This window comes from Aeromicrobium sp. A1-2, from assembly GCF_003443875.1.
Lineage (GTDB): Bacteria > Actinomycetota > Actinomycetes > Propionibacteriales > Nocardioidaceae > Aeromicrobium.
Window position 1 is genome coordinate 2069234 of sequence record NZ_CP027482.1, and the last position, 14955, is coordinate 2084188.

Sequence of the window (14955 nt, forward strand, 5' to 3'; positions counted from 1 at the left end):
CCGGTGCGGTCAGGACGGACGGGCGCCCCGACCGCTGACGACGCCCACCGCACGGATCAGCTCGGTCGCGGCGGTGTCGAGATCGTCCGCCGTTGTCGTCCGCCCGAAGGTGAAGCGCACCGCGGTCTGCGCCACCTCGGCGGGCAGACCCATCGCGGTCAGCACGTGCGAAGGCTCGTCACTGCCGGCAGCGCAGGCCGAGCCGCTCGAGCACACGACACCGTGCGCCTCGAGCTCGAGCAGGATCGTCTCGCCGTTGGTGCCGGGGAACACGAATGACGCGCTGCCCGGCAGCCGATGGTGTCGGTCCCCCGTCAGGATCGAGCCGGGCACCTCGGCGAGCACCCGGTCGATGAACGCGTCACGCCGGGCGACGACCTCGTCGTTGGCACCACCGGCCAGCCGCAGCGCCGCAGCCATGCCGACCGCAGCGGCGACGTTCTCGGTGCCGGACCGGCGGCCCGACTCCTGGCCGCCGCCATGGATCAACGGCTCGAGCCGGGTGCCGCGGGCGACGTAGAGGATGCCGATGCCCTTGGGCGCCCCGAGCTTGTGTCCCGAGATGCTCATGGCCTGGATGCCGAGCCGCGTGACGTCGAGGTCGAGCCAGCCGGCCGCCTGCACCGCGTCGGTGTGGAACGGCACGCCTCGCTCCGCGGCGATCCGGCTCAGCGTCTCGATCTGCTGGATCGTGCCGACCTCGTTGTTGGCGTACTGGATGCTGACCAGCGTGGTGTCATCACGAAGCGCAGCAGTCAGGGACTCGGGTTGCACCATGCCGCGGTGATCCACGTCGAGCACCGTGACCTCGTGGCCGAGGCGACCCAGGAACTCGGCCGACTCCAGCACCGCGGGGTGCTCGATCGCCGACACGATGACACGCCTGCCCCGTGGTGCCGCGAGGGCGATGCCCTTGGTCGCAGCGTTGTCTGACTCGGTGCCACCGGACGTGAACGTGATCTCCGAGGCGCGGGCGCCGAGCGCCTGCGCGATGTCGGCCCGTGCCTGCTCGATCGCGCGCCGCGCGGACTCGCCGACCTCGTGGTGGCTCGAAGGATTACCGAAGTCGGGCCCGAGGTAGGGCCACATCGCCTCCAGCACCTCTCGCTTGACCGGGGTCGTCGCCGCCTCGTCGAGGTAGATCACGAGACTGTGATGTCGAGCCCGAGGTCGAGCGCCCGGACGCTGTGGGTCAACGCGCCGACCGAGATGACATCGACTCCGGTGCGGGCGATCTCCCCGATCGTGTCGAGCGTGACACCTCCGCTGGCCTCGACCAGTGCGCGTCCGTCGATCTTCGCGATGCCGGCACGCAGATCGTCGAGGCTGAAGTTGTCCAGCATGATCGTGCCGGCGGCGCCCGACTCCAGCACCGCGTCGAGCTGGTCGAGACGGTCGACCTCGACCTCGATGTGCGTCGTGTGCGGGAGATCGAGGCGGGCCTGACGCAGCGCCGCGGTGACGTCGGGGATCACCGCGAGGTGGTTGTCCTTGGCCATGACGGCATCCGACAGCGAGTAGCGGTGGTTGTGCCCGCCGCCGCACCGTACGGCGTGCCGTTCCAGCGCACGCAGCCCCGGCGTGGTCTTGCGGGTGTCGACGACGCGAGCACCGGTGCCGGCAACCGCCATCACATATGTCGCGGTCAGTGTCGCAATGCCGGTCATGCGTTGCACCAGGTTGAGCGCGACCCGCTCGGCCTGCAGGACCCAACGCGCGGGCCCGACGACGCGGGCCAGCACGGCGCCGCGCTCGAAGTGGTCACCGTCTGCCACCTGCAGCGTCACCGTGACGGACGGGTCGAGCGTCGTCATCGCTACCTCGAACACGTCGGCGCCCGCGAAGACGCCCGGCTCCCGGGCGACCAGGTCGGCATGCGCCACGGCGGACTCCGGCACGAGCGTCTGCGAGGTCAGGTCACCGAAGGGTGCGTCCTCCTCCAGCGCCATGTCGACGACCCGCTGGACGTGTCGGCGTTCAAGCATGTGCGCTCCAGTGCGTCGAAGGACGTGCCGCGATGCCCGAGTGCGTCGCCTGAGCGCGATCGGTCTCGGGGAAGTCGGTCCGGTAGTGACCGCCGCGGGACTCCCGGCGGGCCAGGGCGCTGGCCACGACGGCCCGAGCGACCACGAGCAGGTTGGCGTCCTCGGCGGACTTGGCATCCGTGACGTCGGGCGACTTCCATCGCTTGAGCTCGGCCACGGCCTGCTCGAGATCGGTCCCGCTGCGCGCCAGACCGGCGGCGTCCCACATGAGCTGCTGCAGGTCGGAGCGGCTCACGTCGAGCGCATCGGGATCGTCCGACAGGTCGAGATCGAGCGACTCCTGCCACTGGTCGTCGAACGTCACGAGCGGACGTGGTTCGGTGAGTGCCTCGATGACCCGGGTGCCGTAGACAGCGCCTTCGAGCAGCGAGTTGGAGGCCAACCGGTTGGCTCCGTGCAGGCCGTTGCAGGCGACCTCGCCGATCGCGTACAGGCCGGGGATCGACGTGCGTCCCCACTCGTCGGTGCGGATCCCGCCCATGTAGTAGTGCGCGGCCGGCGTCACCGGGATCGGCACCTCGCCCCAGTCGAAGCCCTGGGCGCGGCACGCCGCGTCGATGTTGGGGAAGCGGCGGGCCAGGAACTCCGCGCCCAGCGCGGTGGCGTCCAGACGTACCGAGACCCCCGGCTGCCGGGCCATCTGCTGCGCAATGCCGCGGGCCACCACGTCACGGGGGGCCAGCTCGGCGTCGGGGTGCACCTCGAGCATGAAGCGCTTGCCGTCGGCATCGATCAGGACGGCACCCTCACCGCGTACGGCCTCCGAGACCAGGAAGTTGCCCGGGGCATCGAGCGATGTGGGGTGGAACTGGTAGAACTCCAGGTCGGCCGCCGTAGCGCCTGCGCGCAGGGCCATGCCGAGCCCGTCGGCGGTCGCCACCTCCGGGTTGGTCGTGTACGGGAACAGCTGCCCGGCTCCCCCCGTTGCGAGGATCACGACATCGGCCCTGAGCTCCTCGCCGTCGAGGAGCGTGACCCCGACACACTCGCCGGACTCGATCACCAGGTCCGTCACGGTGGTCTGCTCGCGGACCGCGACGGCGCTCTCGCGGATGCGGTCGATCAGCGCGTACGCGATGCCCGCGCCGGTCGCGTCACCGCCGGCGTGCAGGATACGGGCGTACGCGTGCGCTGCCTCGAGTCCGTGCGACAGCTCACCATCGTGGCGGTCGAAAGCCACACCACGGGCGATCAGCTCGTCGATCGCCTCGGGACCCTCGTCACACAGGATGCGAACGCTGTCCTCGTCGCTGATGCCGGCGCCCGCCACCATCGTGTCGGTGACGTGCGACTCCACGGTGTCGCCGAGCTTGGGCGCGCCCGGATCGGACATCTCGTCGATGACCACTGCGACGCCCCCCTGGGCGTAGCGGGTGTTGCTCTGCGCGAGGTCCGCCTTGGTCAGCAGCGTGACGTCGTACGTGCCGACCGCCTCGAGCGCTGCCGTCATGCCGGCCACACCGCTGCCGACGACGATGATGCTGGTCATCTGGTTCCTTACTTCGGGGGCGCGGCGAGCATCCGCTCGAGCGCGACCTTGGCGTCGGTGGCAATGTCCTGGGGGACGATGATCTCGTTGCGGATCTCGCCGGCGACCAGGCCGTCGAGGGTCCACGCGAGGTAGCCGGGGTGGATGCGGTACATCGTCGAGCACGGGCACACGACGGGGTCGAGGCAGAAGATCGTCCGGTCGGGGAACTCCGCCGCGAGCCGGTTGACCATGTTGACCTCGGTGCCGATCGCGATCGTGTCACCGGGCTCGGAGGCGATGACGTACTTGCGGATCGCGTCGGTCGAGCCGGCGGCGTCGGCGGCGTCGACGACCGGCATGGGGCTCTCGGGGTGCACGATGACCTTGACGCCGGGGTGCTCGGCTCGCGCCTGGTCGATCTGCGCGACCGTGAAGCGCTTGTGCACCGAGCAGAACCCGTGCCACAGGATGACCTTGGCGTCATCGAGCTCGGCCTCGGTGCTGCCGCCCAGGGGTTTGCGGGGATTCCACATCGGCATCTGCTCGAGCGGGATGCCCATGGCCTTGGCGGTGTTGCGGCCCAGGTGCTGGTCGGGGAAGAAGAGCACCCGCTGGCCACGCTCGAAGGCCCACTCCAGGACCGTCGCGGCATTCGACGAGGTGCACACGATGCCACCGTGCTTGCCGCAGAAGGCCTTGAGCGCTGCCGAAGAGTTCATGTACGTCACCGGGATCACCGGCTGCTTGCCGTCGACGTCTTCCGTGCCATAGACCGATGTGAGCTCCTCCCAGCACGCCTCGACCGAGTCCTCGTCGGCCATGTCGGCCATCGAGCAGCCAGCCGCGAGGTTGGGCAGGATGACGTGCTGCTCGGGCCGGGCCAAGATGTCGGCTGTCTCAGCCATGAAGTGCACGCCGCAGAACACGATCGTGTCGGCGTCGGGCTTGGTCAGCGCCGCATTGGCGAGCTGGAAGGAGTCGCCCACGAAGTCGGCGTACTGGATGACCTCGTCGCGCTGGTAGAAGTGCCCGAGGATCACCAGCCGCTCGCCGAGGGTCTCCTTGGCAGCGCGGATCCGCTCGTGCAGCTCGTCGTCGCTCATCCGCTGGTACTCGGCGGGCAGCTGGCCGGGGCGCACGACCGGCTCGGGCATCACATCGTCCTCGGAGCATCCCGGCCCGTAGCCGGGGACCGTGTCGAACTCCCACGGGCCCTTGGTCAGCTCGACATCGCAGCTCGCGGCGGGTGCCGCAACGATCAGGTCGTTGATGGAGGTCATCTGCGCTCCTCTGGGGCGGTTGACGGAGGTCCTGCTTCGAATCGGAACAGGGCCGGCGGCCGGTGGCTCGTGCCCTGAAGGCACGTCCCGGTCGGGACGAGGGTCTTGCTGGCCAACGCCTGGCGGCGGAAGTTGGCCGGGTCGAGCGGCGTGCGCAGGACCGCCTCGTGCACCGATCGCAGCTCGGCGAGGGTGAACTCGGCGGGCAGGAACGCGTGCGCGATGGGCGTGTAGGTGATCTTTGCCCGCAGCCGGGCGAGTGCGTAGCGGACGATCTCGCTGTGGTCGAACGCCAGAACGGGGAGCTCGTCGGCGACGAACCACTCCACGTTGGGGCCGACGACGGCTCGGGCGATCTCGTCGGGTCGTACCAGCGCCCAGTAGACGATCGAGACGACACGGTCGTCGGGCGAGCGGTCCAGGCTGCCGAAGGCGTACAACTGCTCGAGATAGCCCGGCTCCAGACCCGTCGTGCGCTGCAGTGTGTGCGAGGCAGAGCTCGCGAGGTCGTCGTCGCTCTCCAGCGGGCCGCCGGGCAGGGCCCACCGCCCTTGATACGGCTCGCGGATGCGGCGGACGAGCGGCAGCCACAACGTCATGAGGCCGGTCTCGGGGTGCGGGCGGAGCGCGAAGATCACGGTCGAGACCGCGAGCGAGACCCGCTGGTCGATCGCCGTGTGCATCGTCACGATCCAGGGCCTCCACGCTTGTTCGACTTAAGGTTGATCTGACTCTAAGGTCACTCTAACGGCCACTTAAAGTCACGTCAACCCTAACCCGGGTTCACATTTCGTCGGAAGTCGTTCGTCAGCGGAAGTCGCGGCCCTGGTGACGGGCCGGAATGGCCGCGGCAGCGTCGGGATAAGCGCTCTCGATGCGCTCGAGTCGGTCGGCGACCAGGTTGGTGACACCGTCGTAGCGCTCGAGCATGCCGCGGATGATCATGCCCGCGGAGTTGCGGGCAACGACGCGGTAGCGCTTCCACAGGGCCTGGGAGCATACGACGTTGAGCATGCCGGTCTCGTCCTCGAGGTTGAGGAACGTGACCCCATCGGCCGTGGCCGGGCGTTGGCGGTGCGTGATGAGTCCGCCGACCTTGACCCGGCGCCCCGGCTCGGCCTCGGCCAGCCCGGAGACCGAGTGGATGCCCTCCGACGTCAGGAGCGGACGCAGGAACTCCATCGGATGCTTCTCCGGCGAGATGCGAGTCGCCCACAGGTCCGCCATGGTCTCCTCGACCTCGCTCATGCCCGGCAGCATGGGCGGCGGCGCCTCCACCGTCGTGCCCTCGAGCGTGTCCGGACGCTCGACGTATCCGGCGTTCCACAGCGCCTGCCGCCGGGACAGACCGAACACATCAAATGCGCCGGCCGTCGCCAGCGACTCCATCTGCGTGGCGGTCAGCCCGGCGCGGCGGGACACGTCAGCCATGTCCTTGTACGGACGTTCCGCCCGCTCGGCGACGATGCGCCGGGCCACCTCAAGGCCCACGCCCTGCACCTCGTCGAGGCCCAGACGCACCGCGAAGCCACCGTCGCGGCGATGCTGGGGTGTCGGGTCGGGGGTGCCGCGGACGAATCGTTCGACCTTCGGCTGGTCGTGATCGAGGCAGCGGTCCGTGCCTGTTGCCTCGGCCGAGTCGAGCACCTCGAGATCGGCCTGCGCCCGCGAGAGCATGATGTCGGGCCGCAGGACCGTGACCCCGTGCCGCCGGGCATCGGTCACGAGCGACTGCGGGGAGTAGAAGCCCATCGGCTGGTTGCGCAGCAGCGCGGCAAGGAAAGCGCCGGGATAGTGCAGCTTGAGCCACGAGCTGGCATAGACCAGCAGCGCGAAGCTCAGCGCGTGGCTCTCGGCAAAGCCGAAGTTGGCGAACGACTGGATCTTGACGTAGATCGCATCGGACTCCTCCTGGTCGAGGCCGTGCTGCCGCATCCCGGCATAGAGCTTCTCCTTGAGCGACTCGATCCGCTCGATGCCTCGCTTGGACCCCATCGCCCGGCGCAGCAGGTCGGCCTCGTCACCCGTGCAGTTGCCGATCGCGATCGCCATCTGCATGAGCTGCTCCTGGAACAGCGGCACCCCGAGCGTCCGCTCGAGCACCCCCTTGAGCACGGGGTGCGGATAGGTGACCTCCTCGCGCCCCGTTGCCCGGCGGATGTACGGATGGACCGCACCACCCTGGATCGGGCCGGGGCGGATCAGCGCGATCTCGATCGCGAGGTCGTAGTAGGACCGGGGCTGCAGGCGTGGCAGCGTGCCGATCTGGGCCCTGCTCTCGACCTGGAAGACCCCGATCGAGTCGGCCCGGCACAACATGTCGTAGACCGCGGCCTCCTCCTTGGGCAGCGTGGCCAGGTCCCACTCCTCCCCCAGGTGCTCGGCGACGATCTGCATCGTGTGATCCAGAGCGCCGAGCATGCCCAGGCCCAGCAGGTCGAACTTGACCAGGCCCATCCACTCACAGGCGTCCTTGTCCCACTGCAGGACGGTGCGCTTGTCCATGCGGCCGCGCTCGATGGGGCAGACCTCACCGATCGGGCGCTCCGTCAGGATCATCCCGCCGGAGTGGATGCCCAGGTGGCGAGGCCCTTTGAGCAGCTGCTGGGCCAGCTGGACGACCGGCTCCGGTATGCCCGAGGCGTCCTCGGTGGAGATCGCGCTCCACGCGTCGATCTGCTTGGACCAGGCGTCCTGCTGACCGGTCGAGTGACCCAGCGCCTTGGCCGCATCGCGTACGGCCGAGCGTGGGCGATAGCTGATGACGTTGGCGACCTGCGCGGCGTTGTGCCGACCGTACGTGTCGTAGACCCACTGGATGACTTCCTCGCGCCGGTCGGAGTCGAAGTCGACATCGATGTCCGGCTCCTCCTCGCGCGTCGTGGCAAGGAAGCGCTCGAACGGCAGGTTGTAGAAGATCGAGTCGACCGCCGTGATGCCCAGGGCGTAGCAGAGCGCGGAGTTGGCCGAGGACCCCCGGCCCTGGCACAAGATCTTGCGCCGCTTGGCCTCCTTGACGATGTCGTGCACGATCAGGAAGTAGCCCGGAAAGTCCTTCTCCTCGATGACCTGGAGCTCGCGAGCGATGCGTTCGCGCGCCTCGACGGGGTTGTGGGCATAGCGCTCCCGGATGCCTTGGTCGGCCAGCTCCCGCAGCCAGCTCATCGCCGTGTGGCCCTCGGGGATGCCCCTTCGCGGCAGGCGGGGGGTTGCGGCGCGCAGGTCGAAGGCCAGCTCGTCGGCGATCCCGACGGTGCGGGCGACCGCTCCGGGGTGACGCGCGAAGATCCGCTGCATCTCTGCCCCCGAACGCAGGTGCGCAGCACCCGTGGCTGGCAGCCAGCCGTCCATGTCGGCGAGGCTCCGGCGGGCACGTATGGCCGCCATCGCTGCGGCCAACCGACGGTTGGCCGGCGACGCGAAGTGCACGTTGTTGGTCGCAACGGTGGGCAGACCGTGCATCGCGGCGAGCTCCCCCAGGGCCTCGTTGGATGTGCTGTCGGTCGGGAAGCCGTGATCAATCAGCTCGACCGCGACGTGGTCCAGGCCGAACAGCGCCGTGAGCCGGTCCAGCGCGCTCGCCGCCGCCTCGGCACCTCCTGTGGTGAGCGCCTGGCGCACGTGGCCCTTGCGACATCCGGTGAGGATCAGCCAGTGGCCCCGCCCCCGCTCGGCGAGCTCCTCCAGGTCATAGACCGGGCGTCCCTTCTCGTCCCCCCGGAAGTGCGCCTCGGTCATCGCCGCGGCCAGTCGGTGATAGCCCTCGACGCCACGGGCCAGCACCAGGAGGTGGTTGCCCTCGGGATCTGCGGCGCCGTTCTGCGGGCGGCTCAGACCCAGGGACAGTTCGGCACCGAAGATCGTCTTGAGGCCTGCATCGGCATGCTTGACCGCCTCCTCGGCGAACCGGGGCGCACCGTAGAAACCATCGTGATCGGTCAGCGCCAACCCGTGCAGGCCCAGGCCGATGGCTTCCTCGACCAGCGCGTCGGGACCGCTCGCACCGTCCAAGAAGCTGAAGTTGCTGTGGCAGTGCAGCTCGGCGTACGGCACGACTGGTCCGTCGGGCCGCCGGACCGGCCGGGGCTCGGCCTCGGACCGGGTGCGGGACCAGCCCGGAGCGTCGCCACCGTCGGGCTCGGGCTTGCCGGACATCCGCCGCTCGAGCTCCCGCCACGAGACATCAGGATTGCTCCACCCCATCTGTCACTCACCTCAGTCATATTTGGCCTCGACCCACCAGTGACCGCTCTCGACGATCATGAGGTAGGCGCTGCCGTCGACGCCGACGACCTGGAAGCGGGCAATCCTGCGGGCGGCGACCTCGTCCCACCACTGGTCGTCGACGGGCCACGGCCCGGCCCACGACGCGACCGGCTGCCAGTCCTGTCGGGCCGCGACCCGGAACCTGGCCAGCTCCCCCGTGACCAGGCCGCGCCCGGTCACCCCGATCGACTGGCCCTCCGCGCCGACGACCATCGCCTGCTGCGGCTCGGTGTAGACCGTCGCCGGAGCGGGCGGGGGCAGGCTGCCCGGCCACGGCATCTGGGCGGCCCGGGCGGCGACGGGACGCTCACCCCATGGCGCGAGCAGCCGCCTCTCCCCCGGCCCACGACCGCCCTGGAGCGAGACCGAGACGACCGACTCGTGGCCCACGATGCTCTGCACCCGCGCCACCCCACGCTCGACCCGCTCGTCGGGCCCACCTCCGAAGAGGCTGTCGGCATGATCGCCCAGGGGCTCGGTGACCTCCGGGATCAGCCGCACGGCATCGACCGGGGCGGCAATCGCACCGTCGACCTGCAGCTGCCAGCGCACCCGGTCGATCAGGTCCGTGGCACCGAACCAACGCGGGTGCATCCAGCGCCGCGAGGTCGCCAACGAGCCGTCGGTGTCGACCTCGATCAGGACCGTCGTGCAGACCAGCCCGTAGCCGGCCAGATCGGTCACGAAGGCCTCCGCCGTCGTGCGCAGGCTGAACGCGATCGGCTCGACCAGCTCCAGCGGGGGTTCCAGCAGCAGGGTCGCCTCGAACTCCGGCGGCACCTGTCGACGGCTGATCGGCTGGGCATCGAGGCCACGGGCCATGCGGTGCAGGAGTGCTCCGTGGGTGCCGAAGCGGGTGTGCACGTCGGCGGCGGGCAACCCGGCGAAGTCGCCCAGGGTCTGCAGTCCCATCCGGCGCAGCAGCCCGACCAGTCCATCGCCCGTCGCACTCGCGGGGGGCCCGCCCGCCGGGTCGCCGAGCGCATCGATCGGCAGGTCCCGCAAGAACTGCGCGGAGCCACCCGCGGGCACGACGAGACTGTCCTGCGCCAACGCCCTCCGGGCCGCCTGCTCGGCCGCGAAGAGCCCGTCGGCGATGCCGGCCCGGACGTCCCAGACCCCGAGCCCCACGAGCCGCTCGGCGATGACTGCCGCCGCCTCGGCCTCGCCGCCGTAGAACCGTGCCGGCACGTTGATCGCACAGAGCCCTGGACGCAACGGCGCCACCCCGGGACTGAGCTCCTCGATTGCGGTTAGCACCGCCTCGAAGGCTCGCGAGTCGGCATCGGCATTGTGCTCGTGCAGCACCAGGTCCGGGCACCGCGACTGGGCGTCACGGCGACGCATGCCCCGGCGTACGCCCTCGGCCCGCGCAGCCTGCGAACAGGCCAGCACCTGTCCCTTGTCGAGCACTGCGGCCGGCGTGGATGGCGGCGCCTCGACCGCGACGATCGGCCAGTCCGGCGCCCACAGCACCATGGTGCGACCCATCTAGCCCACGCTCCGCAACCGGGTCGGCTCGTCCTCGACCCGACGGATGGCCTGGCTGGCATCGGGCAGCCACAGTCGTCCGGTGCGGGCCGGAGCCGTGCCACGGCGGACCTCGACCGTCACGCGTCGCGCCTGCAGGTGCCCGTGACCCTGACCGACCCCGACCCACTCGGCATCACGCATCGACACCGTGGCCTCGCAGCGCGGCCAGGCTCCATAGGAGATGAGGATCCCGCCCCGCTGCCGCAGGCGGGCGCTGATGCGGCTGACCTCCTTGGCCGAGACCTCACCCGGCGCGGCCAGCACGACGACTCCCAGTACGTCGATCAGCGCAGCGGTGACCTCGAGCCAGGCATCACCGGGATCGGGCACCAGGATCGTGCGGCGCAGGTCGACCCCGGCAGCCGCGGCCGCCTCCAGGCCCAGCTCTGCCGTGCCGACGACGCCGCACCACGCGCCATCGGCCGAAGGGCCCGCCATGAGCGCCATCGCCAGGCTCGCGGAATCGACGGCATAGCTTGCGCCGGTCTGCAGCTGCAGCAGACCCGCGAAGGCCGGATGCGTGGCAACGGGCTGGGCCGCCGGACGACCCTGCATCTGGTCAACGCGGGCGCGCAGCTCGGTCAGGGTCTGGGTTGCAACAGCCATACGCCATGATCGAACATATGTTCGATCAGGTCAATTCAATCGGCTGCTATCCCATCAGGTGGACAGACCCGTCGACTAGGAGGCCAGCTCGATGCTCGCGCCGGGGATGGCGTCGAGCAGCTTGCGGGTGTAGTCCTGCTTGGGGTTGTTGAAGACCTCGTCGACCGAGGCCGCCTCGACGACCTTGCCGTCCTGCATCACGACGACGTCGTCGGCGATCTGACGCACGACTGCGAGGTCGTGGGTGATGAACAGGTAGCTCAGCCCCAGCTCGGCCTGCAGATCGTTGAGCAGCTCGAGGATCTGCGCCTGCACCAGAACATCGAGTGCCGACACCGCCTCGTCGCAGATCACGACCTCGGGATCGAGGGCCAGTGCGCGCGCGATCGCGATGCGCTGACGCTGACCGCCGGACAGCTCGTTGGGGAACCGGCGCATCACCGAGGACGGCAGCGACACCTTGTCGAGCAGGTCGCGGACCTTGGCCTCGCGCTCCTTGTCGGTGCCGATCTCGTGGGTGCGCAGCGGCTCCTCGATCGAACGATAGATCGAGAAGGTCGGGTCGAGCGAGGCATACGGATTCTGGAAGATCGGCTGCATCTGGCGGCGGAACTTCAGCAACCCCTTGCGCCGCAGCGTCGAGACGTCGACGCCGTCGAACTCCACCGTGCCGGACGTCGGGTCGAGCAGCTGGAGAACCATCCGCGCGACGGTCGACTTGCCCGAGCCGGACTCCCCCACGATCGCCTTGGTGGTGCCTCGTTGCAGGTCGAACGAGACGTCGTCGACGGCCAGGAACTCGTTGGACATTCCGGGCAGCCCACCGGGCAACTTGAACACCTTGGTGAGATTCTTCGCCGCGACCACCGTGTCGGTGCCCTTGCCGAACTTGTCGCCGCTCTCGGCGATCTCCGCGGCGATCTCACTGGCGCTCTGCTGCGCACGCTCACGCACCTCGACCCTGGCCCGCACCGAGGACAGCCGCTTGGATGCCAGCGAGGGGGCAGAAGCCACCAGCCGCTTGGTGTAGGGGTGCTGCGGATCCTGCAGGATCTGCAGCGCCGGACCCGACTCGACGACCTGGCCCTTGTACATCACGACCAGATGATCGGCGCGCTCTGCTGCCAGACCGAGATCATGGGTGATCAGCAGGATCGCGAAGCCGAGGTCCTGCGTCAGCGTGTCCATGTGGTCAAGGATCTGCTTCTGCACCGTGACGTCCAGCGCCGAGGTCGGCTCATCGGCGATCAGCAGCTTCGGACGCGCCGCGAGACCGATCGCGATCAGCGCGCGCTGCCGCATGCCGCCGGAGAACTCGTGCGGATACTGGCGGGCACGACGCTTGGCGTCGGGCAACCCGGCTTCCTCCAGCAGCTCGACGACACGCGCGTCGGCCTGCTTGCCCTTGGCGATGCCATGGGCTGTGAGGACCTCCTTGACCTGGAAGCCGATCCGCCACAACGGGTTGAGGTTGGACATCGGGTCCTGCGGCACCATGCCGATCGAGGCGCCGCGCAGGGCGACCATCTCGGACTTCTTGATCTTGCTGATGTCCTTGCCCTCGAACAGGATCTGGCCACCGGTGATCTTGCCGGTGCCGGGCAACAGGTTGATGATGGCGTGCGCCGTCGTCGACTTGCCCGAGCCCGACTCCCCGACGATCGCCACGGTCTGGCCGGGGTAGATGCTCAGGTTGGCTTTGCGAACCGCCTGGATGTCGTGCTTCTCGGTGCTGAAGACGACATCGAGGTCCTTGATCTCCAGCAACGGAGTCTGGTCTGAGGCGTTCATCGCTTCCTCGCTTTGGGATCGAGTGCGTCCTTGACGGCATCCCCGAGCAGGATGAAGCTCAGGACGGTGAGCAGCAGCGCTGCGGCTGGGTAGAGCATGACCTCGATGTGCTGGCCCGAGCGGACCAGCACCTGGGCGCTGGAGATGTCATTGCCCCAGGAGACGACCTTCGGCGGCAGCCCGATGCCCAGGAACGACAGCGTCGCCTCGGCGACAATGACGATGCCGAGCGAGACCGTCGCGATGACGATGACCGGCGCGATCGCGTTGGGCACGATGTGGCGGAACAGGTTGCGCTGGGGAGTGGCACCGATGGCACGCGCGGCGTCGACGAACTCGAGGTTCTTGACCTCCATGACCGAGCCACGCATGATGCGGGTGATCTGCGGCCAGCCGAACAGCGCCAGCGCTCCGACCACCGCGAGCACGCCACCCCAGAAGCCCCGATCAGGGAACTTGTTGTTGACGACCTGCAGCACGACGATCGCGGCCAGCAGCAGCGGGATCGCGAAGAAGATGTCAGCCAGTCGCGAGATGATCGCGTCGACCCACTTGCCGTAGAAGCCGGCGTACGCGCCGGAGATCGTCCCGATGATGACGAACAGCGCCGTCGTGAGGAAGCCGACCGCCACCGAGGCACGAGCGCCGTAGACCGTGCGGGAGAGGATGTCGCAGCCCTGCCGGTCGAAGCCGAACGGATGCCCCGACTCCGCGCCGCCGAGGCTCTTGCCGAGATCGCATCTGCGCGGCGCGACGTCGGTGAACAGCCCGGGAAACGCCAGCACGACCGCGAGGAACACCAGCAGAACCGCTGAAATGATGAACATCGGGTTGCGCCGCAGCTGGCGCCAGGCGTCTTGCCACAGGCTTGTGGGCGGCGACGAGGTGTCGACGCTGTCGACCTCCTGCAGAGGCGTCTCGTCGAGCGAAGCGACGAACCGCTCCTGGCCCGGGCGGGGGATGTCAGACATATCGGATCCTTGGATCGAGCAGTGCATAGATCAGGTCGACGACGAGACTCGTCACGACGTAGACCAGCACGAAGATGGTGATGATCGCCACGATGGTCGGCGTCTCGCCGCGCTGGATGGCGCTGAAGGCGAGGTTGCCGACCCCCGGAATGTTGAAGATGCCCTCGGTGACGACGGCACCCGCCATCAGTGCGCCGAGGTCGGCGCCGAGGAACGTGATGACCGGGATCAGCGAGTTGCGCAGCACGTGGACCGTGCCCACTCGACGCTCACTCAGCCCCTTGGCGCGCGCGGTGCGCACATGGTCGAGCGAGAGGTTCTCCGCCACCGAGTTGCGCGTCAGGCGAAGGATGTAGGCGAACGACACCAGACCGAGCACGATGGCCGGCAGGATCAGCCGCTGGAACGAGGCATCGCCGCCGACGGTCGGTGAGACCCAGTTGAGCTTGACGCCGAAGATGAGTTGCAGGAGGAAGGCGAACACGAAGATCGGCACCGCGATGACCAGGAGCGAGGTGACCAGCATCGTCGAGTCGAACAGCTTGCCCTTGCGCATGCCCGCGATGGTGCCGGCCAGGATGCCGAGGACCATCTCGATGACCAGGGCCATCAGCGAGAGCTTGATCGTCACGGGGAACGCCGTCTTGACGACCTCGCTGACCGGGCGGCCGGTGTACGACATGCCGAAGTCGCCGTGTGCCAGGGCGTTCCAGAGGAACTTGGCCCATTGCACGATGAACGGATCGTTCAGGTTGTACTGCTCTCGCAGCTGGTTGGCGACTCCTTCGGAGACAGGTTTGTCACCGAACAGCGCCGTGATCGGGTCGCCGGGTGTGGCGAAGACCATCGCGTAAATGAGAAGAGTTGCCCCGAGCACCACGGGGATCGTCTGCAGCAGTCGCTTTCCGACATACCACCACACAGCTGCCTCCTGAAGAGTGAATCGCCTCGCGCCGACCAGGTGGACGTGCGACAAACATAGGACGCTGGGG

The 14955-nt window shown here is 68.8% G+C and carries 11 protein-coding genes; all 11 read right to left on the bottom strand.

Annotation, left to right across the window (positions count from 1 at the left end):
• Positions 1–9: 9 nt before the first annotated feature.
• A complete protein-coding gene (locus C6I20_RS10100; protein ID WP_118395848.1) occupies positions 10–1146 on the bottom strand; it encodes a cysteine desulfurase family protein in 1137 nt (378 codons plus the stop codon).
• Complete coding sequence (nadC, locus tag C6I20_RS10105) at positions 1143–1985, bottom strand: carboxylating nicotinate-nucleotide diphosphorylase (RefSeq protein ID WP_118395849.1); 843 nt, start codon at positions 1983–1985, stop codon at positions 1143–1145. The genes C6I20_RS10100 and nadC overlap by 4 nt, the downstream gene beginning before the upstream one ends.
• On the bottom strand, positions 1978–3534 hold the full coding sequence (nadB, locus tag C6I20_RS10110) for an L-aspartate oxidase (protein ID WP_118395850.1): 1557 nt from the start codon (positions 3532–3534) through the stop codon (positions 1978–1980). Before nadB ends, nadC begins: the two co-directional genes overlap by 8 nt.
• 8 nt (positions 3535–3542) lie before the next feature.
• Positions 3543–4796 (bottom strand): quinolinate synthase NadA, encoded by a 1254-nt coding sequence (gene nadA / locus C6I20_RS10115; RefSeq protein ID WP_118395851.1) that lies wholly within the window; start codon positions 4794–4796, stop codon positions 3543–3545.
• Entirely contained in the window at positions 4793–5479 is a 687-nt protein-coding gene (locus C6I20_RS10120) for an NUDIX domain-containing protein (protein ID WP_118395852.1), read from the bottom strand. The genes nadA and C6I20_RS10120 overlap by 4 nt, the downstream gene beginning before the upstream one ends.
• Before the next feature lie 124 nt (positions 5480–5603).
• Complete coding sequence (locus tag C6I20_RS10125) at positions 5604–8999, bottom strand: error-prone DNA polymerase (protein ID WP_118395853.1); 3396 nt, start codon at positions 8997–8999, stop codon at positions 5604–5606.
• 12 nt (positions 9000–9011) lie between these two features.
• Entirely contained in the window at positions 9012–10553 is a 1542-nt protein-coding gene (locus tag C6I20_RS10130) for a DNA polymerase Y family protein (protein ID WP_118395854.1), read from the bottom strand.
• Positions 10554–11201, bottom strand: coding sequence for a hypothetical protein (locus tag C6I20_RS10135; RefSeq protein ID WP_216822851.1), 648 nt, complete (start codon positions 11199–11201; stop codon positions 10554–10556).
• 75 nt (positions 11202–11276) lie between these two features.
• Complete coding sequence (locus tag C6I20_RS10140) at positions 11277–12992, bottom strand: ABC transporter ATP-binding protein (protein ID WP_118395855.1); 1716 nt, start codon at positions 12990–12992, stop codon at positions 11277–11279.
• Positions 12989–13963: an ABC transporter permease gene (locus C6I20_RS10145; RefSeq protein ID WP_118395856.1), complete on the bottom strand. Its 975-nt coding sequence runs from the start codon at positions 13961–13963 to the stop codon at positions 12989–12991. The genes C6I20_RS10140 and C6I20_RS10145 overlap by 4 nt, the downstream gene beginning before the upstream one ends.
• The gene (locus C6I20_RS10150) at positions 13956–14885 is read right to left on the bottom strand and encodes an ABC transporter permease (RefSeq protein ID WP_118395857.1); all 930 of its coding nucleotides are present in this window, start codon (positions 14883–14885) and stop codon (positions 13956–13958) included. Before C6I20_RS10150 ends, C6I20_RS10145 begins: the two co-directional genes overlap by 8 nt.
• Between the last annotated feature and the right edge of the window lie 70 nt (positions 14886–14955).